The 24430-nt window shown below is 63.5% G+C and carries 24 protein-coding genes; 15 read left to right on the forward strand and 9 right to left on the reverse strand.

Annotated features, from left to right (window positions below; genetic code table 11):
• Positions 1 to 21: 21 nt before the first annotated feature.
• Positions 22 to 489, reverse strand: a complete 468-nt coding sequence (locus LVS58_RS12055; protein WP_233691258.1) for a sterol desaturase family protein — start codon at positions 487 to 489, stop codon at positions 22 to 24.
• A 396-nt stretch (positions 490 to 885) separates the two neighbouring features.
• On the opposite strand from LVS58_RS12055, the gene LVS58_RS12060 reads away from it, so the two are divergent.
• Positions 886 to 1599, forward strand: coding sequence for an MgtC/SapB family protein (locus LVS58_RS12060; protein ID WP_233691259.1), 714 nt, complete (start codon positions 886 to 888; stop codon positions 1597 to 1599).
• A gap of 17 nt (positions 1600 to 1616) precedes the next feature.
• Positions 1617 to 2126 carry a GNAT family N-acetyltransferase gene (locus LVS58_RS12065; RefSeq protein WP_233691260.1) on the forward strand — a complete coding sequence of 170 codons (510 nt, stop codon included), beginning with the start codon at positions 1617 to 1619 and terminating at the stop codon, positions 2124 to 2126.
• 43 nt (positions 2127 to 2169) lie between these two features.
• Here LVS58_RS12065 and LVS58_RS12070 read toward each other — a convergent pair whose 3' ends face one another.
• Positions 2170 to 3738 (reverse strand): sensor domain-containing diguanylate cyclase, encoded by a 1569-nt coding sequence (locus tag LVS58_RS12070; RefSeq protein WP_233691261.1) that lies wholly within the window; start codon positions 3736 to 3738, stop codon positions 2170 to 2172.
• 152 nt (positions 3739 to 3890) lie between these two features.
• Here LVS58_RS12070 and LVS58_RS12075 point away from each other — a divergent pair, with 152 nt between their 5' ends.
• On the forward strand, positions 3891 to 4391 hold the full coding sequence (locus LVS58_RS12075) for a DUF4142 domain-containing protein (protein WP_233691262.1): 501 nt from the start codon (positions 3891 to 3893) through the stop codon (positions 4389 to 4391).
• 7 nt (positions 4392 to 4398) lie between these two features.
• Entirely contained in the window at positions 4399 to 4650 is a 252-nt protein-coding gene (locus LVS58_RS12080; protein ID WP_233691263.1) for a hypothetical protein, read from the forward strand.
• A gap of 79 nt (positions 4651 to 4729) precedes the next feature.
• On the opposite strand, the gene LVS58_RS12085 is transcribed toward LVS58_RS12080, so the two are convergent.
• The 4 genes from LVS58_RS12085 to LVS58_RS12100 form a co-directional block, all read right to left on the reverse strand.
• Positions 4730 to 4906 (reverse strand): DUF6021 family protein, encoded by a 177-nt coding sequence (locus LVS58_RS12085; RefSeq protein WP_233691264.1) that lies wholly within the window; start codon positions 4904 to 4906, stop codon positions 4730 to 4732.
• A 56-nt stretch (positions 4907 to 4962) separates the two neighbouring features.
• Positions 4963 to 5949 (reverse strand): DNA-binding protein, encoded by a 987-nt coding sequence (locus tag LVS58_RS12090; RefSeq protein WP_233691265.1) that lies wholly within the window; start codon positions 5947 to 5949, stop codon positions 4963 to 4965.
• A 132-nt stretch (positions 5950 to 6081) separates the two neighbouring features.
• Positions 6082 to 7038 carry an aliphatic sulfonate ABC transporter substrate-binding protein gene (locus LVS58_RS12095; RefSeq protein ID WP_233691266.1) on the reverse strand — a complete coding sequence of 319 codons (957 nt, stop codon included), beginning with the start codon at positions 7036 to 7038 and terminating at the stop codon, positions 6082 to 6084.
• A 16-nt stretch (positions 7039 to 7054) separates the two neighbouring features.
• Positions 7055 to 8020 (reverse strand): ABC transporter substrate-binding protein, encoded by a 966-nt coding sequence (locus LVS58_RS12100; protein ID WP_233691267.1) that lies wholly within the window; start codon positions 8018 to 8020, stop codon positions 7055 to 7057.
• Between the two features lie 201 nt (positions 8021 to 8221).
• Between LVS58_RS12100 and LVS58_RS12105 the strand changes: the two genes are divergently transcribed.
• The 9 genes from LVS58_RS12105 to LVS58_RS12145 all read left to right on the forward strand — a co-directional run bounded on the left by LVS58_RS12105 (position 8222) and on the right by LVS58_RS12145 (position 18426).
• A complete protein-coding gene (locus LVS58_RS12105) occupies positions 8222 to 9112 on the forward strand; it encodes a LysR family transcriptional regulator (protein ID WP_233691268.1) in 891 nt (296 codons plus the stop codon).
• A gap of 192 nt (positions 9113 to 9304) precedes the next feature.
• A complete protein-coding gene (locus LVS58_RS12110; RefSeq protein WP_233691269.1) occupies positions 9305 to 10438 on the forward strand; it encodes an acyl-CoA dehydrogenase family protein in 1134 nt (377 codons plus the stop codon).
• The gene (locus tag LVS58_RS12115) at positions 10435 to 11379 is read left to right on the forward strand and encodes a D-isomer specific 2-hydroxyacid dehydrogenase family protein (RefSeq protein ID WP_233691270.1); all 945 of its coding nucleotides are present in this window, start codon (positions 10435 to 10437) and stop codon (positions 11377 to 11379) included. The genes LVS58_RS12110 and LVS58_RS12115 overlap by 4 nt, the downstream gene beginning before the upstream one ends.
• A 15-nt stretch (positions 11380 to 11394) precedes the next feature.
• Positions 11395 to 12189, forward strand: coding sequence for a class II aldolase/adducin family protein (locus LVS58_RS12120; protein WP_233691271.1), 795 nt, complete (start codon positions 11395 to 11397; stop codon positions 12187 to 12189).
• A gap of 74 nt (positions 12190 to 12263) precedes the next feature.
• Positions 12264 to 13712: an ABC transporter substrate-binding protein gene (locus tag LVS58_RS12125; RefSeq protein WP_233691272.1), complete on the forward strand. Its 1449-nt coding sequence runs from the start codon at positions 12264 to 12266 to the stop codon at positions 13710 to 13712.
• Positions 13709 to 14659, forward strand: a complete 951-nt coding sequence (locus LVS58_RS12130; protein WP_233691273.1) for an ABC transporter permease — start codon at positions 13709 to 13711, stop codon at positions 14657 to 14659. Before LVS58_RS12125 ends, LVS58_RS12130 begins: the two co-directional genes overlap by 4 nt.
• 1 nt (position 14660) lies before the next feature.
• The gene (locus LVS58_RS12135) at positions 14661 to 15569 is read left to right on the forward strand and encodes an ABC transporter permease (RefSeq protein ID WP_233691274.1); all 909 of its coding nucleotides are present in this window, start codon (positions 14661 to 14663) and stop codon (positions 15567 to 15569) included.
• Complete coding sequence (locus LVS58_RS12140; RefSeq protein WP_233691275.1) at positions 15566 to 17185, forward strand: dipeptide ABC transporter ATP-binding protein; 1620 nt, start codon at positions 15566 to 15568, stop codon at positions 17183 to 17185. The genes LVS58_RS12135 and LVS58_RS12140 overlap by 4 nt, the downstream gene beginning before the upstream one ends.
• 140 nt (positions 17186 to 17325) lie before the next feature.
• A complete protein-coding gene (locus tag LVS58_RS12145; protein ID WP_020193227.1) occupies positions 17326 to 18426 on the forward strand; it encodes an LLM class flavin-dependent oxidoreductase in 1101 nt (366 codons plus the stop codon).
• A gap of 97 nt (positions 18427 to 18523) precedes the next feature.
• On the opposite strand, the gene LVS58_RS12150 is transcribed toward LVS58_RS12145, so the two are convergent.
• Complete coding sequence (locus LVS58_RS12150) at positions 18524 to 19843, reverse strand: LLM class flavin-dependent oxidoreductase (protein ID WP_233691276.1); 1320 nt, start codon at positions 19841 to 19843, stop codon at positions 18524 to 18526.
• Between the two features lie 58 nt (positions 19844 to 19901).
• Positions 19902 to 20840, reverse strand: coding sequence for an ABC transporter substrate-binding protein (locus LVS58_RS12155; RefSeq protein WP_233691277.1), 939 nt, complete (start codon positions 20838 to 20840; stop codon positions 19902 to 19904).
• 296 nt (positions 20841 to 21136) lie between these two features.
• On the opposite strand from LVS58_RS12155, the gene LVS58_RS12160 reads away from it, so the two are divergent.
• Both LVS58_RS12160 and LVS58_RS12165 read left to right on the forward strand, forming a co-directional pair.
• On the forward strand, positions 21137 to 21745 hold the full coding sequence (locus LVS58_RS12160; protein WP_233691278.1) for a cysteine dioxygenase: 609 nt from the start codon (positions 21137 to 21139) through the stop codon (positions 21743 to 21745).
• Positions 21742 to 23325 carry a rhodanese-related sulfurtransferase gene (locus tag LVS58_RS12165; RefSeq protein WP_233691279.1) on the forward strand — a complete coding sequence of 528 codons (1584 nt, stop codon included), beginning with the start codon at positions 21742 to 21744 and terminating at the stop codon, positions 23323 to 23325. The genes LVS58_RS12160 and LVS58_RS12165 overlap by 4 nt, the downstream gene beginning before the upstream one ends.
• A gap of 192 nt (positions 23326 to 23517) precedes the next feature.
• Here the strand turns inward: LVS58_RS12165 and LVS58_RS12170 are convergent, their stop codons facing one another.
• Positions 23518 to 24324, reverse strand: coding sequence for a hypothetical protein (locus LVS58_RS12170; protein ID WP_233691280.1), 807 nt, complete (start codon positions 24322 to 24324; stop codon positions 23518 to 23520).
• Between the last annotated feature and the right edge of the window lie 106 nt (positions 24325 to 24430).

The following is a 24430-nucleotide window of genomic DNA, read 5'->3' on the forward strand; positions in this document are numbered from 1 at the left end:
GTACGGGCTGCCAGGGGTGCGTCATGATGGGCTGCGCCTGCTGCGCAGCTGCTGTTTCAACACCTTCAGCGGCGGTGCATAGAAAAACCCGAACGACACGCTCCCCGTGCGCCCCTTCACCGCATGGTGCAAGCGGTGTGCACGGTGCAAGCGTTTCAGGTAGCGGTTGACCGGCCGCGGCTTGCTCGGCCAATGCCGGTGGAAGAAACCGTCGTGGGCCAGCACATACAGTGCCCCATACCCTGCCACACCACCGCCTACCCACTGCAAAGGCGCACAACCACTTTTGCCCAGCGCCACCAGCGCCGTGGCGATCAGCCCCAGGGCTACCAGGTAAAGGTCGTTGGTTTCGAGCATGCCCAGGTGTGGCTCATGGTGCGATCGGTGCAGCCACCAGCCCCAGCCATGCATGATGTACTTGTGAGCCAGCGTACCAACGCCCTCCATGGCCACCAGGGTGCCGAACAATACGGCGAGATTGAACAGCATGGAACGGTCCGGGTGATGGCAAAGGGAGGCGCAAGGTTACCGGCTGCCCAGGTTTTTTTCCATGTGGGCGTGACCGGCTACAGGCCGTTCACGTATGAAGCCATTGTCTGTTTTTGCCCTTGACCTGCCCTGCTGTGCGGCGTATGGTCCGCGACGCAATTTTGCCTTCCTCAACAGGAGACCTGCCTTGGACAGTAGCCCCAGTCGCTTGCGACAGGCCCGCGTGGCGCGCTAGCCCGGCAGTGTTCTGCACTGTCTGGCCGCTCTGGCAAGACGGTGGTTTCCTGTAACCCCGCTTCTCCTTCCCTCCTCGTGGTCCTGCGCAATTTTCTGGTTTTTTCAACCGCGCCAACTGATGGCGTTCATGCGGGCGTGTGCCTGCGGAAGAGGTTTGCTATGGATTGGAAAGTATTTCTGCTGCGCGTCAGCATTGCCCTGGTGCTGGGGGCGCTGATCGGTGCCGAGCGGCAATTGCGTCAACGCCTGACCGGGCTGCGCACCAATGCGCTGGTCAGTACCGGTGCCTGCCTGTTCGTATTGATGACCCAGGCGGTGCCGGGCATGGCCCCTGCCGATGCGTCGCGCGTCGCAGCCTATGTGGTGTCGGGCATCGGCTTTCTCGGTGGTGGTGTCATCATGCGTGATGGTTTCAATGTACGTGGCCTGAACACCGCGGCCACCTTGTGGTGCACGGCTGCGGTCGGCGTGCTGTGCAGCCTCGGGCTGATGATGGAGGCGGCATTGGGTAGCCTGGTGGTGCTCTGCGCCAACATCTTGTTGCGTGACATCGCCCAGCGCCTGGACCGTCAGGACGTGGTACCGGCCAACGAGGTGGAACAGCACTTCGAAGTCCGTATCGTCTGCCGCGGCGAGGACGAGATCCAGGTGCGTAGCCTGATGTTGCATAGCCTGGGCGATCCACAACTGCGCCTGCAGTCGTTGCAGAGCCAGGACCTGGACAACCCTGCGCACCTGGAAGTGCGCGCCGAGCTGTTGGGCACCGCGCAGGCGCCGGCGCAACTGGAGCGCCTGGTCAGCAGGGTCAGCCTGGAGAAAGGTGTAAGCTCGGTGCGCTGGCAATTACAGCCGCAGGTGCTGGCAGCGGATTAGAACGACAGGAGTGATTCATGCTTATCCGCCCTACCCTTGAACGAGATATCCCGTGGCTACCGGACGTCGAGCGCTCGGCAGCCCAGGCTTTTGTCAGTTGGCCGGCACTGGCTTGGCTGGCGCAAGGCGAAGTCATGGATTGCGCGGCACACAGGGCTTTCGTCGAGGCAGGTGGTAGTTGGGTGGCGCAGGACACGGCTGGGCGCATTGTGGGTTTTGCCTGCGCCCGGCTGGCGGATCAGGCATTGCACGTTCATGAAATATCGGTTTGCCAGGAGGCCCAAGGCCAAGGTGTCGGGCGACGGTTGCTGCAGCAAGTGGTCGCTGCAGGGCGCTGCGCCGGTGTACGCGAGCTGACGCTGACCACCTTTGTGGATGTGCCTTGGAATGCGCCGTTTTATGCACGTTTCGGGTTTGAGATGCTTCAGGAAAGCCGGCTTTGCGAACGTCTCCAGAGTATCCTGGCAAGCGAGCATGCTCACGGTCTCAGCGGGCGTTGTGCAATGCGTCTGTGCGTGGGTCTTTAGCATTTCATCATGACGCACGGCGCCCTCGCGATCGCCAGCCAGGTCAGCAATCCTGCCCCGCCACCGCACTTCCCGCCACGCAATACCTATCCCGCCCCTGCTGTTTGGCCTGGTACAACGCCCCGTCCGCCGCCGCCACCAGCGCGTCGGCAGTGACGCCCTCACGCGCCAGGTCGACCACCGCGATCCCTGCACTGAACGACACCCGTCCCAACGGGCTTGCGGCATGTTCCAGGGCCTGCCGGCGCAACAGTTGCTGTAACTCCTGCACCAGCAGTTCCGCCCCACGGCCATCAGTGTCGGGCAGCAACAGCGTGAACTCCTCCCCCCCATAGCGCACTGCCAGATCGGCGGGCCGTTTCAGGGCTTGCTGTAGCACCTCGGCAAAGCGTCGCAAGCACAGGTCGCCGGCTGGGTGACCGTAGCGGTCGTTGTACGCCTTGAAGTAATCCAGGTCGAGCATCACCAGCGCCAGGGGGTAGCCTTGGCGCCGTGCACGGCGTAGCTCAGGTTCGAACACCCCATCCAGCCGCCGACGGTTACCCAGCCCTGTCAGGCTGTCGGTCAAGGCCAACGCTTTCAGCGTCTGGTGAGCCTGGAGCAACGCGCGCTCGATGGCGATCCGCTCGCGCAGTTGGCGCAGCACCACACCGCCAAAAGCTGCCAGCCCTACCAACAACAGCAGCAATACCGCCACCGACTTGATCGCGTCGTACCGCCAGGGCGCAACAATGGATTCACGCGACACCCCCGCCTCCACGACCAACGGGTAGCTGGATAACGCGCGGTAGCCATACAGCCGAGGTGTACCATCGACTACCGCTACTGCCTCGGCCACACCTTCTGTGGCATGCGGCAAGTGGTTGCGGAAGATCTCACTGTTGGCGAGACTTCGGCCTATCACCTGTTCCACGAACGGGCGCCGTACCAGGAGGGTACCGTCGCGCTTGGCCAGCACCAGCGCGCCGCGCTCGTCGATCTTGAAGTCACCGTAGTAACGTACGAACCACTCCACTTTGATGGTGCCAAGCAATACACCGGCGAAGCTGCCGTCGGCAAACTCCAGGCGCCTGGAAATAGGAATGATCAGGTCGCCGGTGGAGCGGCTGCGCACCACCGAACCTATATGTACGCCAGGGTCGGTATGGCTGCGGTGATAGGCGAAGTAGTCCCGGTCGGCGTTGTTGGCGTTTGGCGGGATGGCCGCCTGATCAGTGACGATCCAGCTGCCGTCCGGGCCGTAAACGAAAAGCCCGTGCAGCTGCGGCATGATGCGTTTTTGCTGCGCTAGCAAGGCATGCAGGCGCGGCCGGTCGATGTGATCGAAACCGTCGCCTTCCAGGCGCTCGGCCAAGGCCGCGGTAATGACGTCGACCTGGCGGATAGCGTCCTCGGCGTGCTGCGCCGTGGCCCGTGCCAGGTTGCTGACCATGTCTTCGGCGTTGTTATAGGCGAAACGGTAGTCACGCCAGATGCGCCAGCCTTCCACCAGCACAAATGCCAGCATCACCACCAGCATGAACGCCAATACCAGGCGAAACAGTGCCACGGCGCGGCCCTCGCCGGTTATGGCGAAAACACCGTCATCGTCCTGTTTCCTGGCTGCGCCCATTGGAATCCCTGGCCATACCGCGTTCGCCGCCTTTCACTATAGTTCAGCGTCAAAGGTCGGAACCGGCGGCAAAAAAGATTAAACCTTTGCCCCGCCTTCACCCTCAACCGTATGCGACATTGAGGTCGCGCCACGGTTTAACGGAGTGAAGCATGAATAACCTCTTCATCAGACGCGTTGGTTTTTCCATGGTCTTGGGCCTGGCTTCGGTGCACGCAATGGCCGCGACTTCCGATGATTTCGTCGATGCAGCCACCGAGGCCGGCATTGCCGAGGTGGTGACTGGCAACCTGGCTAAGGAGAAAAGCCAGACCGCCGAGATCAAGACGTTCGCCCAGCAAATGGTCACCGACCACACCCAGGCCAACCAGAAACTCGGCGACATCGCCCGCAAGCTGGACATTTCCGTGCCAGATGAGGCGGCCATGACCGACAAGGTCAAGAAAATGATCCTGGAATGGCGCGATGAATCCTTTGACAAGTCGTACCTCAACAACCAGGTCGACGCTCATGAAAAAGCAGTGGAGCTGTTCAAGAAGGAGGCTGCATCGTCCGACAAGGCTGAACTGAAAGCCTTTGCCAGCGAAACGCTGCCCAAACTCGAACGGCACCTGGAGCATGCCAAGGCCCTTCAGTCCAAGCACGGTAAGTGAGGCCCACATGAGTAACGATGCATTGAAGACCGAAGTACTTACCCGCCTGCTGCACGCGCATCCGGAAGGGCTAGGCAAGGAAGTGCTGGACAACTACCGCGGCGAAAAGGCGGTGGCCGGCATGCTCAAGACGCTGCAGGAGGCCGGCTTGATTCAAGACGGTAGCGTGGCGGTGAGCAGCGATCATCAGATCAGTGTGAACTACCCGATCAAGCTGTCGGCGGCGGGCGTAGAAGCAGCCAGGCGCGCAGAGGGCTGAGCGAAGCCTGGTCTGGCCTTGTCGCCGGCAAGCCCGTCCCGAGGGATCGCGCATGGCTTGCCGGCGATCAGGCCAGTAATCAAGGCTGGGGGTTCTCCTTTTTCTCAATGTCTCTGGGCGGCTTGGCCGGTCCCTGTGGGTCGACTTGAGGGTCTTCGACATCCGGGGAATCGGGGTCGAAACCAAGGTCTGTCGTGTTATCGGCCTGCTCGGCAGAGTGAGGCCCCTCTTTGTGTGGTGGTTGAGATCCAGGCATGGCGTTTGTCTCTGATGAGTGTCTAGGGAAGAAACCACCCGCCAGGAAAAGTTTGATTAATCTGCAACCGAGGCCAATTGCGCCCGACACTGCGCCAGCGCCTCGTCACGCGCCTTCAACTGCTGCTCAAGCCATTGCAACTGCCGCGCTTGCTCGGCGCACACGTCGCGCCTGGCTTCAAGGCTCTGGGCTTGCACATCCAGCTGCCGGCGCATTTCTTCGCTGGCGCCTTGTGCCTGGGCCAGGATCGTGCGCAGGCCCTGGATCTGCGCATCGCGTTGTTCCAGCAAATCATCCTGCGCCCGGCATTCACTGGCCGCCTGACGATGCTCTCCCAGCAAACGCTCATTTTCACGGTGCAAACGGGTCAGTTCGTCCTGCTTGACGAGCATGCCCTGCTGCAACTGGCGTAATTCCATTTGCATTTGCAGCAACTGCGCTTCGTGGCGGCGCTGGTCTTCTTCACGCTGTTCACGGCTGGCAGTGCGGTAGAGCTCCAAGGCGTCACGGGCATGGCGGTGCTTGTCTTCCAGCGATTTGACCTGCTCGTCCTTGTCAGCCAGACGCGCCTGCATCTCCCCCAGCGACTGGTTGAGGCTGGCACTGCGCAGCTGTTCGGCCTGCAGCGTGCTTTGCGTGGACAACAGTTTTTCTGTCTCTGCAGCCAATGCCGCTGCATCGATCTTGTGTTGCTGGTGCGCTGCAGCCAGTGCCTGCTGGGCGATTTCCAGCTGCGCCTCAAGCTTCTCGCGCTGTTGGGTGAAGGTGCTCTGGGCCTGCTCGATCTTCAGGTCGGCCTCGTACTGCAGCTGCGTTGCCAACTGCCCGACCAGGCGGCTCAGCACATCGCTCAGCGCAACCCCGCCTTCGGAAGCCACCGGTTGCTGGCCGTTCAGTTCCTTCAGGTAGCGGTGAATTGTGGTTTTGGAGCCGGTGTTGCCCAACTCGATACGGATGGCATCGATGCTGGGGTTCTCACCCCGGGCGATCAGCGCCTGACGCGCCTGCTGCACTACCACCTTGTTGATACCGCCACGGGCCATGCTTGCTCCTATGAGTTTGTATTATGTTATGTACCATGTAATTACAGTCCAATTATGGCGACAGCAAACCCCTCCTGCAAAGATTTCATCAGGTGGAATAATCACGGCTTATCGCATGTGAGCACCCAGATTTCAGTTGCTAGGCGGCTGATACACGTCCACCGCGCTGGTATCCACCGCCTTGGGTAACAACCCCTCACGATAGAACGCGTCGGCAATCCGTTGCTGCTCGGTCAGGTTGTCCAGCTTCACCGGCTGCACATCGTAACTGCGCCGGGCGTTGGCCTGCTGCACCGTGGCGCTGTCCAGATTACCCCACAGCGGGCCAAGGATCCGGGCAGCGGCCTCGGGGTTGGCCTTGGTCCAGGCACCGGCTTCACGCAATGCCAGGTACACCTGCTGCAATACCTCAGGATGCGCCTTGGCATAGTCGCTGCCGGCGAGGTAATAGCGCTGGTAACTGGCCAGTTCGCTGCCGTCGGCCAGGATCCGCGCGTTCTGCTGACGCTGGGCGCTGGCCACGTAAGGGTCCCAGGTCACCCAGGCATCGACCTTGTGGTTCTCGAAGGCAGCGCGGCCGTCGGCGGGGATCAGGTACGCCGGCGTGATGTCCTTGAAGGTCAGCCCAGCCTTGGCCAGGGCCTGGATCAACAGATAGTGGCTGCCAGCGGCTTTGGTCACCGCCACACGCTTGCCTTTGAGGTCGGACAGGGTCTTGAGCGGTGAATCCGCCGGCACCAGGATCGCCTGGGCGGTCGGCGAAGGTGCTTCACGGGCGAAATAGGTCAGCTGGGCGCCTGCCGCTTGAGTGAATACCGGCACGGTGTCGGCAACGTCAGCCGAGAGGTCGACATTGCTTAGGTTCAGGGCCTCCAGCAGCGGCAGACCGCTGGGGAACTCGTGCCAGGTCACACGAATGCCCTCGGCCTGCAGGCGCTGTTCGAGGCTGCCCCGGGCCTTCAGAAGGGTCAGCAGGGTCGAGGACTTCTGGTAGCCGATGCGCAAGGTCTGCTCGGCGCTGGCAAGGCTTGGCAGCAAGGCGCTGGCGAGCAGCGCCAGGCCCAATTGGCGCAGGGGTTTAAAGGTCATGGGTACGTCTCCGGGGTCAGGGTTGCGCTGCAAGCTTGGCGGCGGCGGGAAGGGTGAAACCGGTGGCAAAGGTCAGGGCCACATCGAGGCGCTCGGTCATCAGGCCGTGGGCGTGGTAGAAGTCGGCGGTGTCCTGCTGCTCTGCAACGGTTTGCGTGTCGATCACCTGCCAGCGCAGCTGCCGACGCTCGAATTGTAAGCGGGCCGCCTCTACCGGGAAGCCAATGATCGCTGCCAAGGTTCTCGAGTAGGTATCCAGGTGTTGGTTGGCCCACACCTGCGCTGCGGCCAGGCGGTTGAGATAGTCCTGCAGCGCTGCACGACGCCCAGGCTCCTCCAACGCCTTGTCGGTGGCGGCAAGGAAACTGTTGCCGGTGGACAGGCCACGACCGTTGACCAACACACGGCCTTGCCCACTCAACTCGGCCAGCGCTGTGTAAGGCTCCCAGATCGACCAGGCATCCACCGAGCCGTTGGCTAGGGCGATCTTGGCGTCCACCGGCCCAAGGAAACGGAACTCCACATCCTTCTCGGTCAGCCCTGCCTGGGCCAGCGCTTTGAGCGCCAGGTGGTGCCCGATCGACCCTCGCCCGGTCGCGATGCGCTTGCCCTTGAGTTCGGCCGCACTGCGCAGCGGCGCCTCCGGCCGCACAAGCAACGCCGTGCCATAAGGGTCGGACTTGTCCACTGCGATGGCCTTGACCGGTGCTCCGGAGGCCAGCACGAACAGCAGTGGCGCATCGCCGATGATGCCTGCATCGATCGCCCCAGCGTTGAGCGCCTCGGCCAGCGGCGCGGCGGCAGGGAACTCGGCCCAGCGGATGTCGTAGGGCAGGTCGCGCAGGGCGTCGGCGGCCTCCAGCTGGGCGCGCATGTTACCCTTCTGGTCGCCGATGCGCAGGGTCAGGCGCTCGCTGGCGCCGGCATGACCGGCCAGCAGCAGGGCAACGGCAACGGTCAGCAGCTTCGTTCGGATGGACATGATGCTCCTCGGTGTCTTGGCGGGCAGCATCGTGCGGCCCGGGTCAAGCGACTCTAGCGAGATCTTTTAAATAAATTAAATTGATTTTAGGAATAACCTAATATGCGTTTTTCTCTTCTAGAGTCTTCCCAATGGCACTACCCTCCAGTGCGATGATGCTGATGCCTGTTTTTTTCCCGTTCGACCCAGAGAGCGCCGATTATGAAAATCGATGATATGGACGCCTTCGTCGCCGTCATTCGTTGCCAGTCCACGAACCTTGCCGCCGAGGCCCTGCAACTGACGCAGCCGGCCATCACCCGCCGGGTGCAGAATTTCGAGGAAGACCTCGGCGCCACCCTCCTCGACCGCAACACCAAGCCGCTCAAACCCACCCCCATGGGCTTGCGGGTCTATGAGCAGTGCAAGGCGATCCTGCGCGAGATAGACTCGCTGCGTGAACTGGTAGCCAACGACGGCGCGCCGTCGGGCACCTTGCGCCTGGGTGTGCCGCAGACATTGGGCGACGTTGTGCTGCTCGACGCCCTGGCACAGATCCGTGAGGCCTACCCCCAACTGCGCACCCAGGTCACCAGCGGCTGGGGCAGCAGCCTGATCACGCGCATGGAAAACGGTGAGCTGGACGCTGCCGCGGCCCTGTTCCCGCCTGGAAAGATTTTCCCCGAAGGAATCGCCAGCCAGTCGATCGCGCGCATGCCGCTGAGGGTGGTCACGGCCAAGGGCAGCGCCGGCAAGCGCAGCTACAAGCTCAAGGACTGCTACACCCGCGGCTGGGTGCTGAACCCGGATGGCTGTGGCTTCCGCGCCGGGCTGCAACGGGCACTGAGTGAGCAAGGGCTGAGCCTGTCGATCAACCTCGAAACCTTCGGCACCGAGTTGCAACTGGGGCTGGTCGCCAACGGCCAGGGCCTGGGACTGGTTCCCGAGCCGCTGTTGCAGACCAGCCGGCACCGCAGTGCGCTGGATGTACTGAATATCAGCGATTTCAAGCCGCAGGTGGATCTGTGGCTGTTTCATCCGCGCTACCTGGGTAATTTACAGGAGCCGGTGGAGCTTTTTGGTGAGGTCGCGGGACATAGGTTGTTGGGTTGAGCTCACTGGCCTGTGGCGCCTTGCGTGCGAAAGGGCTGCAACGCAGCCCAAGCAATAAATGCAAATTGCGCATAACACGTAAAAGCCTAAATTATTAAAGCTGATAATTAGCATAGAACTAAAAAGCCTTTTACAGCTTTCATCCATACGAATACGGTCTTAGCAACGCACCGTCATTCAGGGATGAGCCTCATGAGTCAACCGTCCGACAGCGCTCTCGCCGAGCTGACGCTGGCCCTCGCGGCAAACGCCGAGCGCTATGACCGCAGCGCCCAGTTCCCCCAAGACAACTTCCACTTGCTGCACCGCCACGGGTTGCTCGCCCTCACCGTACCCCGTGCCTTCGGCGGCGGCGGCGCGGACCTTGCCAGCGCCCGCCGGGTGATCGGCGCGGTCGGCAAGGGTGACCCGGCCACCGCGCTGATCCTGGTAATGCAATACCTGCAGCATTTTCGCCTGCAGGACGAAGCGCGCTGGCCCCAGCCCCTGCGCCAGCGCGTGGCTTACGATGCCGTGCGGCACGGCGCGCTGATCAACGCACTGCGCGTCGAGCCTGAACTGGGCACTCCGGCCCGTGGTGGCCTGCCCGCCACCGTGGCGCGACGCACGGCCGAAGGCTGGCGCTTGAGCGGGCGAAAGATCTACTCCACCGGCAGCCACGGCCTGACCTGGTACCTGGTGTGGGGCCGCAGCGACGACAACGACCCGTTGGTCGGCGGCTTCCTTGTGCACCGCGACACGCCTGGCATCACGATCATCGATGACTGGGACCACTTGGGCATGCGCGCCACCTGCAGCCACGAAGTACGCTTCGACGATGTGCTGATTCCCCTCGACCACGCCGTCAGCGTCAGCCCCGCCAGTGCCCCGAAGGCCGAACTCGACGGCGAGAGCCTACTGTGGATGGCGGTGTTACTGCCGGCTGTATACGACGGCGTGGCCCGCGCCGCGCGCGACTGGCTGGCGGGCTTTCTCAAGCAGCGCACACCTTCCAACCTGGGGGCGCCGCTGGCCAGCCTGCCACGCTTCCAGCATGTACTGGGCCGCATCGACACCCTGCTGTTCGCCAACCAGAGCCTGCTCGATGGTGCCGCCGCCGGGCACATCTCACCCCAGCATGCCGGGCAGCTCAAGCAGCTGGTCAGCGCCAATGCCATCCAGGCCGTGGAACTGGCCATCGAGGCCGCCGGCAATCCAGGGCTGTCGCGGCGCAACCCGCTGGAGCGCCACTACCGCGATGTACTCTGCAGCCGGATCCACACTCCACAGGACGATATGGTGTTCGGCCAGGTCGGCCGTGCCGCGCTGACGGAGGTACAGGCATGAGCCATTCGATCATCGCCAGCCAGCTCGACGACCCGGCCAACCAGCACCTGCGCGAACACTTGCCAGGCCATGAAGTCATTGATATCGCCCCCGACCAGCTGGTTGTCGGAGCCCCCGCCGATGTGTTCATCCTGCGCCCGATCAATGTGCGGGGGCAACGCGTAGACACCCCGCCACCCGGGTGGCCCTGGGGCCTGAAGTGGGTGCAACTGGTGTCTTCGGGCATCGACTTCTACCCCGACTGGGTGTTCCAGGGGGCAACGGTAACCAGCGGCAAAGGCGCCAACGCCGAACAAGTGGCCGAGTTTGCCCTGGCTCTGGTGTTCGCCGCCGCCAAGCAACTGCCCGGTCTGTGGGTCAAGGACGCCGACTGGCGCCTGACCCCGCTGGCCCCCTTGCGTGGTCGCACCCTGGGCATCCTCGGCTTCGGCAGTATCGGCCAGAGCTTGGCGCGCAAGGCCGTGGCCCTGGGGCTTCGGGTTCTGGCCCTGAGCCGCCCCGGCCAGGGCGTCGCAGACATCCCTGGCGTAGAACGTGTGGCCGACCTGCGACAGCTGTTTGCCGGCAGCGACCATCTGGTGCTGGCCGCCCCGCTCACTGCGGCCACCCGTGGCCTGATCGACCGCCAGGTCCTGGCCTATGCCCGCCCCGGCCTGCATTTGATCAACATTGCCCGCGGCGGCTTGCTCGACCAACAGGCCCTGCTCGACGCCCTGGACAGCGGCTTGATCTGCCGGGCCAGCCTGGATGTCACCGAACCCGAGCCACTGCCGGCTGGCCACCCGTTGTACCACCACCCACGGGTGTTCCTGTCACCGCACACCTCGGCAATTTCCGAGGACGGTTACCCGGCCTTTCTTGATGCCTTCATCGCCAACTTCCACCGCTACCGCAAGCAGGCGCCCCTGGCCAACCTAGTCGACACGGCGCGCGGCTACTGATTACCGGAGAGCCCCATGAGTTCACTGTCTGCCTTCACCCCCAGCACCTGCAACGTACGCGACCGGGTCAGCGCCGAAGAGTGGGAGGTGCGGGTCAAGCTGGCCGCCGCTTACCGTCTGGCTGCGCTGCTGCGCTGGACCGACCACATCTACACGCACTTCTCGGTCCGCGTGCCGGGGCCGCATGAGCATTTTCTGATAAACGCCTTCGGCCTGCTGTTCGACGAAATTACCGCCTCCAACCTGGTCAAGGTCGACGTCGACGGCACGATCATCGACGACCCGCTGGGGCTGGGCATCAACCAGGCCGGGTACGTCATTCACAGCGCCATCCACCGCGCACGGCCTGATCTCAAGGCTGTGCTGCACACCCATACTCGCGACGGCGCGGCAGTGTCCGCCCAGCGCGACGGGTTGCTGCCGATCTCCCAGCACGCCCTGGCCTACTACAGCCGCGTGGTGTACCACGACTACGAAGGCGTCGCCCTGGACCTGGACGAGCAAGCACGGCTGGTGGCCAATCTGGGCGACAGCAACATTCTTATTTTGCGCAACCACGGGCTGCTGACCGGAGGTGTCAGCGTGGAACACGCGTTCCGTGAGCTGCACGGGCTGGAGCGGGCCTGCAACATCCAGGTCGCCGCCCAGGCCGGGGGCAACGACCAACTGTTACGTGCGTCAAAGGCGGCGATTGCCAAGGTGCATGAGCAGTCCAAGCGGTTTTCCGATGGCCAGGGGGAAGGTATCCAACGGCATTGGGATGCGCTGATTCGGCAGTTGGATCGCGAGGGCCTCGATTACCAGGACTGACTCCAAGGCACCTTTTGCCTGTTCCGGCGAACTGGCCGGAACAGGAGAGCCCCATTCATTGAAGGATCAATCCCATGCCCCCACTGCACCAACTGCTCGCGATCGGCACCCTGGCCCTGGGCCTCACCGCCTGCTCACCGGCCGACAACACCTCGATCAGCAAGACCCTTAACATCGCCTTCTGGGGTGACAACACCACGCTGGTCAGCGTCGACCCCTTTCAGGTCTACTGGCTCGAACACCGCGTGCTGCTGCGCAACGTCGTCGAGTCGCTCACGGACCAAGACCCGCAGACCGGTCGCATCATCCCGTGGCTGGCGAAAACCTGGGAGGTCGGTGCCGATGCCCTGAGCTATACCTTCCACCTGCGCGAGGACGTCACCTTCAGCAACGGCGAACGCTTCGATGCTCACGCCGTGAAAACTGCCTTCGACAACAACAAAGCGTTCGCCAGCCAGTTGCCGGCCACCTTCGGTGCCACTTACCTGGCCGGCTACGACCACGCCGAGGTGATCGACGACTTCACCGTGCGCCTGGTCCTGGCAAAACCCAACGCGGGTTTCCTTCAGGCCACGTCCACCACCAACCTGGCCATTCTCGCCCCGGCCTCGTACCAGTTGAGCGCGCAGCAACGCTCGCTGGGCAAGATCATCGGTACCGGGCCATTCACCCTCAATCACTACACCCCGGAGGTCGGCGCACGCCTGCTCAAGCGTGCCGATTACGCTTGGCCCTCGGCCAATGTGCGCAACCAGGGCCCGGCGTACCTGGATGCCGTGGACATCAGCTACATCCCCGAAGAGAGTGTGCGCAACGGCCTGTTCCTGCAAGGCAAGGTCGACATCCTGTGGCCACGCAACCCGTTCTCGGAAGTCGACCTGAAGCTGTTTCAGTCTAAGGGCGCGACCATCCAGAGCCGTTCGCTGCCAGGCCCGGCGCTGAACCTCTACCCCAACACCCGCAACGACCGCCTGCTCGGTGACCGCCAAGTGCGCCTGGCGCTGCAGAAGGCCATAGACCGCACCAGCTACGCGCACACTGTCTACAACAATGCGTTCCCGGTGGCCGCCGAAAGCGCCGGTGACGTGCTGGTACAGGACCAACTGCGCAAAGTGGGCATCGACCTCAAGCTGAACGTACTGACCCGCGCCGAATGGGTGACCGGCAACTCGACAGGCGCCTACGACCTCACCTCCACCTACATGACCCGCGCCGACCCGATCATCCTGCAGACCATCCTCGACCCGCGCGCCGCCAACAGCGCCACGCTCGCCACCAACACCTACGAGCCCGACACCCTGGCCAAAGCTCAGGCGCTGTTCGACAGCGGTATCACCGCCACTGCCGACACGCAACGGGCCCACGCCTACGGCCAACTGCAGGACCTGCTGGTCGACGAAGCGTCGGCGTTCCCGCTGTACGAGCGCGTCTGGCAGGCCGCCACCGCGCCACGAGTCAAGCACTTCCACTGGACCGCCGAAGGCTTCGCCCTGCTCAGTGACATCCAGGTCGGCCAGCCATGAGACGCTACCTTATCGGCCGCGTCGGCCAGGCCCTGCTGGTGCTGTGGGGGGCTTATACCATCACCTACTTCATCCTCTACCTGCTGCCCGGCGACACCTTGGCGATCATGCTGAGCGCCTCCGGCATGGAAGCCGACGGCCTGTCGCCCGAGGACCTGGCCAAAGCACGCACTTACTATGGGCTGGACAAAGGCTTGTTCGAGCAGTATTTCGACCTGCTGTGGCGGGCCCTGCACGGCGACCTTGGCCAATCGCTGTCGCTGGGCCGACCGGTCGCGGCACTGTTGGCCGAGCGCCTGCCGCAGACCCTGGCCCTGGCCGGTGCCGCCATTGCCCTGTCGCTGTTGGCGGGTGTCGGCCTTGCCTGTCTGACCGCCTACCTGCAATGGCGTCCACTAAAGACTGCACTGGCGCGCCTGCCCTCGCTGGGCTTCTCGGTGCCGGTGTTCTGGATGGGCCTGCTGCTGATCCAGGTGTTCGCTTTCGCGTTGGGCTGGTTTCCGGCCACGGGCAGCCAAGGCCTGGCCAGCCTGGTGCTGCCGGCCATCACCTTGGCGATCCCCAGCGCTGCGGTGTACGCCCAGGTGCTGCAACGCGGCTTTCAGAGGGTGTGGCAGGAGCCGTACATCACCACCGCCTTCGCCAAGGGCCTTAGCCGGGCCCAGGTTCAGGCACGCCATGGCCTGCGCAACGCGGCGCTGCCGCTATTGACGCTGGTCGGCCTGCAAGTCGGCAATACCGTGTCCGGGGCTGTATTGGTGGAAACCATCTTCTCGCGCAACGGCGTCGGCCGTCTGGCCCAAGAGGCCGTGCTGCGCCAGGACATACCCGTGGTGCTGGCGATCGTCGGGGCGTCGGCTGCGGCCTTCGTGGTGGTGAACCTGCTCGTCGATCTGTTCTATCCCTACCTCGACCCGCGCATCACCAACACCGCGAAGGTGAACTGAGATGACCCTCGACATACCCCTGTCCCCCCTCGACACCGCGCCCTCCGAGCCCCGCCCTGCCGCCACCTGGAGACGTCGCACGCGTTGGCAGCGCGCATACCAGATGTTGGCCCCGCTGCTGCGTCGACCCAGTTTCAGCCTGGCGCTGCTGATCGTACTGTTCGCCCTGCTTTGCGCGCTGGCCCCGCACTGGCTCAGCAGCTTCGATCCCTACGCCACCGCACCCGCCGACAAGCTCAGTCCACCCAGCCTGGCGCACTGGTTCGGCACCGACGAACTGGGCCGCGACCTCTACACCCGGGTGGTGTATGGCGCGCGCCTGTCGGTGCTCGCCGCCCTGCTGGCGGTGGCCATCGCCTTGCTGGGCGGCTTGGGCCTGGGCGTGCTGGCCGGTTTTGCCGGCGGGCGCGTCGACGCGGCGCTGATGCGCCTGATCGACGTACTGCTAGCCCTGCCCGGCCTGCTGTTGGCCCTAGCCATCGTCACCGCCATTGGCTTCGGCACCGTGCCGGTGGCCGTCGCCGTGGGCGTCGGCATCCTGCCCGGTTTTGCCCGCACCACCCGAGCCGAAGTGCTGCGGATCAAGACCCTGCCCTTTGTGGAGGCCGCACGCCTGTGCGGTGCCAGCTGGGCACGCACCCTGCTGCGCCATGTACTGCCCAATGCCTGGAGCCCGGTAGCGGTGCTCGCCACCCTGGACTTCGGCGCTGCCATCCTGGCCACGGCCGGGCTGAGTTTCCTCGGCTTTGGCGCGGCGCCACCCGCCGCGGAATGGGGCACGCTGATCGCCAACGGCCGTCACTTCCTCATCACCGCCCCTTGGTTATCCCTGCTACCGGGGCTGTTCGTGGTGGCCGTGGTGTTCAGCCTCAACCACTTGGCGCGCAGCGCCGAGGAGCATGCCCGATGAGCCAGTCACCCTTGATCGAGGTCCGCGACCTAAGCGTCAGCTACAGCTTCGCCGGGCAACGCAGCCAGGCCCTGCGTCAGTTGTCGTTGAGCCTGGTCCAGGGCGAGACCCTGGCGGTGGTGGGCGAGTCAGGCTCGGGCAAATCAACCCTGGCCAACGCCCTGCTTGGTCTGTTGCCGGGCAATGCACGCATCGACCAAGGCCAGTTTTGGGTCGATGGTGTCGATATGACGCAAGCCAGCGAACGCGCCAAGCGCCAGTTGCGCGGGCGCACCATCGGCCTGGTGCCGCAAGACCCAATGGTCAGCCTTAACCCCACCCAACGGATCGGCCAGCAAATCGCCGAGGCGCTGCAGCTGGCGCGTGGACGACGCTATCCAGGCCAAGAGGCCGAGGTGCTGGCGCTGCTGGACCAGGTCGGTCTCGACGAGCCGGCGCTGCGTGCGCGGCAGTACCCCCATGAGCTGTCCGGCGGCATGCGCCAGCGGGTGCTGATTGCCATCGCCCTGGCCGGCGAGCCACGGTTGATCATCGCCGACGAGCCCACCAGTGCGCTGGACGTGACCGTGCAGCGGCGTATTCTCGATCACCTGCAACTGCTAGTCGCCGAGCGTGGCATCTCGCTGCTGATCATCACCCATGATCTGGGCATGGCCTGTGACCGCGCCGACCGCCTGCTGGTGATGAAGCAGGGTGAGCAGGTCGAACACGGCTCGCCCCGGCAGATCCTCTGGGGCGCCCAGCAACCCTACACCCGCGCCCTGCTCGATGCCGCGCCGGCCTTCGTGCCACGGCGCAGGCCAGCCGCACCGCGAGGCCAGCCGCCACTGCTGCACCTGAGCCATGTCGGCAAACGGTTCGAGCTGCCCGGCAAAAACGCGCATTACACCGCCCTGCACGACCTGAGCCTTGAACTGCATGCCGGGCAGACCCTGGCGATTGTCGGCGAATCAGGCTCGGGCAAGAGCACCGCCCTGCGCATCGCCCTGGGCCTGGAGAGGCCCAGTCAAGGACAGGTGGTGTTCGCCGGCGAGGACGTCACCGATTACACCTGGAGCCAGTTCCGCCCCTTGCGCCGGCGTATCCAGCTGGTGCAGCAAAACCCGTTCGCCGCGCTCGACCCGCGCTTCACCGTATTCGACAGCATCGTCGAGCCGCTGGTCTCTTTCGGCCTGCTCCGGGGCGAGGCACTAGAGCGCAAGGCCCGCGAGCTGATCAAACAGGTGCAATTGCCAGTGCAGTTCCTCGATCGCCTGCCCAGGGAATTGTCGGGTGGCCAGCGCCAACGCGTGGCGATTGCACGGGCGTTGGCACTGGAGCCAGAGGTGCTGCTGCTCGATGAGCCAGTCAGTGCACTGGACGTGTCTGTGCAGGCGCAGATCCTCGCCCTGCTGAACGAATTGCAGCGCGAGCTTGGCATGGCCTATGTGCTGGTCTCCCATGACCTGGCGGTGGTGGCGAGCATGGCAGACCAGGTGCTGGTGCTACGGCGCGGGCAGGTGGTCGAGCAAGGGCCGGCGCTGCAGGTGCTCAGCAAGTCGGCCAGCGCCTACACACGGGCGCTGATCGACGCGATACCAGGGCATTCACGCAGCGTGTTGCCCGTGGCGATTTAACGGTTGTGCCGTGCGGCACTGACGTGTTGCACGGATCGCCCCTTGGTGCACATCTGAAAAGAGGTATTGACCATGAGTAAACGGCAGTTCCATCTCGGCGCCATGATCCACGGCGTCGGCCACAAAAGGAGTTCCATTGCATGAGCCTCGAATTCATTGGCCTGATCGGCCCCCATGAAAGCAGCGAATCACAGGCGCCGCGCGGACCGCAGGTTGACCTGGGTTTCATCAAGGCCTTCGCCCAGGCCCAGGAGTACGCCGGCTTCGACAAGGCCCTGCTGGCGGTGAATACCAGCGCGCCAGACTCGATGATTCTCGCCAGTTATGTGGCCGCGCTCACCGAGCGCATCGGCCTGCTGGTGGCACACCGCCCCGGCTTCCAGGCACCGACCTTCGCTGCCCGCCAATTCGCCACCCTCGACCAGCTCAGCCGCGGCCGTGCTTCGATCAACGTGATAACCGGTGGCGACAGCGGCGACCTGCAGCGCGACGGCGACTTTCTCGACAAAGATGCCCGCTACGCACGTACCGACGAATACCTCGATGTGCTGCGTAACACCTGGACCCAGACGTCGCCCTTCGACCACCACGGCGACCACTACCGGGTAGAGGACAACCTGACCTTGGTCAAACCCGTGGGCAAGCTGCCGGTGTACTTCTCCGGCGCCTCGGACGCGGCGGTGGAAGTCGCGGCCAAGCATGCCGACGTCTACATGATGTGGGGCGAGCCGCTGGAACAGGTGCGCGAACGCATCGCCCAGGTGCGCAAGGCCGCCGCTCGCCATGGGCGTGAGCAGCACATTCGCTTCAGCCTGTCGCTGCGGCCGATCCTGGGGGCCACCGAGGAGGAAGCCTGGGCCCGCGCCGAACGCATCCTGGCCGATGCACAGCAGCGTATTGGCATCCGCCAAGGCAACCGCCGCGAGAAGAATTTCGGCAAGAGCAACGTGGGGTCCGAACGCCTGGTGCAACTGGCCAGTCAGCGCAAGGTCCACGACACTCGGCTGTGGACAGAGATTGCCGCTCTGGGTGGCGGGGCCGGTAATTCCACCTCGCTGGTCGGTACCGCCGAGCAGGTCGCCGAAGCGACGCTGGCGTACTACGACCTGGGCGTGAGCACGTTCCTGTTCCGTGGCTTCGATCAGTTGCGTGATGCCGTGGAGTATGGGCAGGTGCTGATTCCGCGGATTCGGGCGCTGGTAGCAGACCAGGAAGCCGGTCGCAGCACCCGCAGCGCCTGATCTGCACCGACCTCTTCGCGGTGAAGGACGTTCCTACAGGTGATTGAAGATCCCTGTAGGAACGGATGTTAGCCGCGAAGAGGCCGGCCCAGGCGATCTAGCGGCCAGATCGCGGTATCGGCAACCCCAAACTTTCCCGAAGGGTCGTGCCCTCATACGCCGTGCGATACACCCCACGCGCCTGCAGCAACGGTACCACTTCTTCGGTAAACCGCCGGAACTGGCCAGGATGACCAATGTAGATATTGAACCCATCCAGCGCCCGCGCTTCGAACCACTCGGCCATCTTCGCCGCCACGGTTTCGGCCGAACCAACGAAGGCCCCTGGCCGTAATTGACGGCCAAACTCAACAGCCTGACGCAGACTGAAGGCCTTGTCCCGCGCCTGGTCGGCAATACGCTTGGCATTCGTGAAAAAGCTGCTCCGTGCAAACTCCAGGCTCTCTTGTGGGAACGGGGCATCCAGGTCGTACTGGCTGAAATCATGCCAGCCGAAGTTGCGCCCGAATTCCTTCAACGCCAGTTCGAAACTGTGGTCGGCCTGATGGTAATGGCGCTCGATCTCACGGGCGTGGGCGTCGTTGTCACCCACGTAGATCTCCGCGCCGGGCAATACCAGCAACTGCTCCGGATCGCGGCCTAGGCGCGCGGCGCGGCGCTTGATGTCACGGTAGAAGGCCTGGCCCTGCTCGATGCTGGCGGCGTGGGTGAACACCACATCAGCCGTGGCGGCCCCAAGCGCTCGGCCTTGTTCGGAATCGCCCGCCTGGAAGATTACCGGCTGCCCTTGGGGCGAGCGCTGGATGTTGAGCGGGCCGACGACCGAGAAATGCTTGCCCTTGTGGTTGAGCGCATGCAGCTTGGTCGGGTCGAGGAACCGGCCACTGGCCCGATCACGGGGGAAAGCATCCTCTTCGTACGACTGCCACAGCCCCTGCACGACTTGCACATGCTCCTCGGCACGGGCGTAACGGGTGTCGTAGTCATAATGCTCGTCGAGCCCGTAGTTACCGGCAGTGCCGGCATCGCCGCTGGTGACCACGTTCCACCCAGCACGGCCCTTGCTGATCAGGTCCAGCGAAGCCAGGCGGCGGGCGACGTTGAAGGGCGCGTTGTAAGAAGTGGTAAGGGTACCCACCAGGCCGATATGGCGGGTGCTGACCGCCAGAGCCGAGAGCAGGGTCAACGGTTCCAGCCGATTGAGATAGTGCGAAGGCGAGCCGGGGGTGATGAACTGGCTGTCGACGATGAACATCAGGTCGAACAACGCGGCTTCCGCCTGCCGGGCGATGGCGATGTGCCAGTCGATGTTCACGCTGGCGTCGGCGGGCAGTTCGGGGTCGAGCCACAGGTTGTGCCGGCCCGGGCCGCCACTGCCCATGGTCAGGGCGCCAAGTTTGATCTGTCGTTTGCTCATGGGGAGTTCCTGTTGGAAGGTCCATATCTGAATGCCGCCTCGGTCCTTGCGCAGCGGCCTAGTTATTGCCGAATGCTGCGTTGAACGAGGTATCGAACAGGCTTTGCGCCGGGTATGCCTTGATCAGCCCGAGCCCGGAGAAGAAGTCCACGGTTTTCTGCGCATCGGCGATCACCTGCGGGTCCAGCGGCGCAAGGTCGGTACGTGCGCGGGCGAACCAGGCACGGGCGATGTCGCGATCAGCACGGGTGAGCTTGGCCCAAGCGTCGGCGTAGGCCTCGGTATTGGCAGGGGCGCTCAAGGTCCAGTCACGGGCCTTTTTCAGGCGCTGGAGGAAATCGGCGATCTGCGCACGCTTGAGTTCCACCGCCTTGCTGTTGGCGACCACGAAGCTCTGCGCCGGGATAACCCCATCGGCGGTGGCCAGCACCCGGGCGCCTTGCCGCTCCTGCTGAGTGACGTAAGGCTCCCAAGTGGCGATCACATCCACCGAACCACCGTCCAACGCGTGGGATGCATCCAGCGCACTGAGGTAACGCAGTTCCACGGCATCACGCGGCACCCCGGCCTTGTCCAGCGCACTGAACAGCAACTGCTGGCTCCACGAGCCTTTCCAGATGGCCGCGCGTTTGCCGCGCAGGTCCTGCAGGCTGTGGATCGGCGAATCCTTGCGCGCCAGGATGGCCACGCCTTGGAGGTTCTGCCGGCTGACCGCAATCACCTTGATCGGCGCCCCCAAGGCACCGAGGAACAGGGGCGGCGCGTCGCCCAGCAGGCCAATATCGAGACTGCCGACGTTGAGCGCTTCGGCCACCGGGGAGCCTGCGGTGAACTGCTTCCACTCCAGGGTGTAAGGCAGTTGTTCTAACACGCCGGCGGCTTCCATCACTGCACGAGCGTTGTAACTCTGGTCACCGACCACCAGGGTCTGGGCGGCGGCGGCAAGGCTGAAAGTGGTGGCCAACACGGTGGCGGCCAGCTGTTTGAAGTAACGCACGTTCGTCTCCAGATACCCGCTTGGGGCATGTGAGGCGATCCGCGCGTGCGGTCTCGTCTGTGATTGTTTATAGCTCCGAGGTATTAACGGAGTATTCTTTATAATCTAATTAGTGTTACCCATTCTGTGAAATGCACGTTGGGCATATCCTCATGCCTTTCACTGCGGCAATTTCAAAACAAACGGTGAATTCTGTAAATGCATATTTTGCATATTAGCTTATGTTTATTTTGCATTTTGAGAATAGAAAAAAGGTTTGCTAGGGTTTACTGAAACCTGAGAGCAGAGCCTGAGCCATGACCGAACCCCTGCGCCCGCAGCGCTTGCGCCACTTCATCGACCACCTCGCCACGCTGCTTGACCAACAGCCTGACGAAGCCACCCTGCTCGACGCAGGCCAAGGCCTGCTGGCCGAGCTGGTTGCCCATGACGACTGGCTGCCGGCCGAACTCGCCCAGCCCGACCCGCAGCGCTATCAGCAATACCTGCTGCACTGCGACTCGCGCCAACGTTTCTCGGTGGTGAGCTTCGTCTGGGGCCCGGGGCAGCAAACACCGATCCACGACCACCGGGTCTGGGGGCTGATCGGCATGCTGCGCGGTGCCGAGCACGCTCAGGGCTTCGTGCGTGACGCCAGGGGCGCTTTGTTGCCAGAGGGGGCCCCCATCCGTCTGGTGCCCGGCCAGGTGGAAGCGGTGTCGCCGCGCATCGGCGACATTCATCAGGTGAGCAATGCGTTCGCCGACCAAGTATCGATCAGCATTCACGTCTATGGCGGCAACATCGGCGCCGTCAAGCGCGCGGTGTACGCCTTGGATGGCAGCGAAAAACCGTTTGTCTCCGGCTATTCCAATACCCGCCTGCCAAACATCTGGGACCTGTCCAAAGAGAACCCTGCCCCATGAGCACCGTCACCACCCGCCGCTACCACGACATCCGCCGTGCTTTACTGGCCAAGGAGGAACTGGCCCTGATCGACGTACGCGAAGAAGACCCTTTCGCCCAGGCCCATCCGCTGTTCGCGGCCAACATACCCCTGTCGAAACTGGAGCTGGAAATCTTCGCCCGCGTACCCCGGCGGGACACCGCCCTCACCGTTTACGATGACGGTGAGGGGCTCGCCGCTGTCGCCGCGCAGCGCTTACTGGCCTTGGGCTACGTCAATGTTGCCGTGCTTGAGGGCGGCCTTGCCGGCTGGCGCGCTGCGGGCGGCGAGTTGTTTCGTGATGTCAACGTACCAAGCAAAGCTTTCGGCGAACTGGTGGAGAGCGTGCGCCACACGCCTTCACTGGCTGCCGAACAGGTCAAGGCGCTGCTTGATGGACAGGCCAATGTTGTGGTCCTCGATGCCCGCCGTTTCGACGAATACCAGACCATGAGCATCCCCGGCGGCATCAGCGTGCCTGGCGCCGAACTGGTGCTGCGCGTGGCCGAACTGGCGCCTGACCCGGCGACCCAGGTGATCGTCAACTGTGCCGGGCGCACCCGTAGCATCATCGGCACCCAGTCGCTGATCAATGCCGGCATTCCCAATCCGGTGGCCGCCCTGCGCAATGGCACCATCGGCTGGACCCTGGCGGGGCAGCAACTGGCTCATGGTCAGGACCGCCGCTTTGCCGAGGTCACCGCGGTTACCTGCGCCAACGCCGCCGGCCAGGCCCGGGCGGTAGCAGACCGCGCCGGCGTGCTGCGCCTGGATCGCGCCGGGCTGGGCCAGTGGCAGGCCGACACGCACCGCACCCTCTACCTGTTCGATGTGCGTACGACCGAGGAATACAGCGCCGGTCATCTGCCGGGCAGCCGCCCGGTGCCCGGCGGGCAACTGGTTCAAGAGACCGACCACGTCGCCAGTGTGCGCGGGGCGCGCATCGCGCTGGTGGACGACGATGGCGTGCGCGCCAACATGAGCGCCTCGTGGCTGGCACAGATGGGCTGGCAGGTCGCTGTGGTCGACGGGCTGACTGCAGCGGACTTCAGCGACCGGGGCGAATGGCAACCGCCGCTGCCCGAATTGCCGGATGCCAGCGAAATAACCGTCGAGCAACTGGCCAGCTGGCTACAGGAAGACGGCACCGTAGTGCTGGACTTCACCGCCAGTGCCAATTACGTCAAGCGCCATATCCCGGGTGCGTATTGGGCGATCCGTGCCCAGCTGGCCGACGCCCTGGAACGGCCGCCCGAGGCCCACCGTTACGTGTTGACCTGTGGCAGCAGCCTGCTGGCGCGCTTCGCCGCGTGCGACCTGCAGACGCTGACCCGCACGCCGGTTTACGTGCTCGCAGGAGGCACCGCACGCTGGATCGCCGCCGGTCTTCCATTGGAAGGCGGTGAGGCCCGCCTTGCCGTACCGCGCAGCGATCGCTACCGGCGTCCCTATGAAGGCACAGACAACCCACACGAGGCGATGCAGGGATACCTGGACTGGGAATTTGGCCTGATTGCGCAGCTTGAGCGCGATGGCACTCATGGTTTCAGGGTGCTTTGAACCGTATCCACGGTGGTATTTGAAACGACGCGCTGGATCGAAAGCGAGCCTGTACGGCCGAAAGCTTTCGAACCAGACGCGTTACACGGTTAAAAACTGTTGCTGGTCGGCCCTCGTCGATAAACAACGCTTGATGAGTGAAGATCAACGGAGCCTGGATCAGGTATTCAGTGGTGGGTCTGAAACATCACATTAGAAATGCCCCTTGATCAATGCACTCAACGCGTTCTGATCGGTCGGAAAGCCGTGGCTGTCTTCGATGCCATATTTGTCGGACCAATAGTCCCACTCGATCCCCGCATAGAAACGCGCCGGCGCTTGCCCCATCGCCTTACCGACGTCGTACTTGATCTGGGGGTTGAAGTGGAAACTCTTGGCTACATAGTTCGAGGTACCCTTCGTCCCCACATCATTGACGTACCACTCCAGATAACCGTCGAACAAAATGTCTGAGCGGCCGAGCGGTATCGTCATGGCCCAGGTCGGGTTGATCTGCCACTGTCCAGACGCTTTACCGGTGATCCCATCGGGCTTGCGGTAGTAAGTGTTGAGTGAAAAACGATCAAATCCAGGCAGGTTCAGGTCAACAGCGGGCCCAAGCAGGTACTTTCGATTGCGCCCTTCTCCGCGCTCATAGGTGGCAGCGATCAACACATCTTTGACGATGCCATAGCTGAGACGGTGACCACTGATCTTGCCGAGCGACAATCGCGGTGAAAACTCGCCGTAATAGGTGTAGCCATCGTTTCCGGACAAGCCGTTGGACCACTTGTTATCGACGAACAAGAACATGTCGCCCCACGTCCAGCCACTGGCGTGCTCGAAGGTGATGGTTTGCTGGATATCGTTGCCGGTGCCATCGACTTTATAACCGTGACCGTAGAGGTAGCTGAGGCTGTTGTTGCTCCACATCAGCGGATTCGCCTGGGCACTGCCGGTGGCCAACGCGCAGAGTGGGACGACGCTGTGAAGCAGCCAGGAAAGAGCGTTCGGTTTCATTTGCATCCCTTGGGTCGTGATTGTTGGTTTTCGCCAGCAAGGGTATGCAGCAGCGGACGACCTCTCCTCTGGCCCCGGCTCATGCCGAGGCGCCACCCTTGCCGGG

The organism is Pseudomonas sp. JR33AA, assembly GCF_021378985.1.
GTDB classification, from domain to species: domain Bacteria; phylum Pseudomonadota; class Gammaproteobacteria; order Pseudomonadales; family Pseudomonadaceae; genus Aquipseudomonas; species Aquipseudomonas alloputida.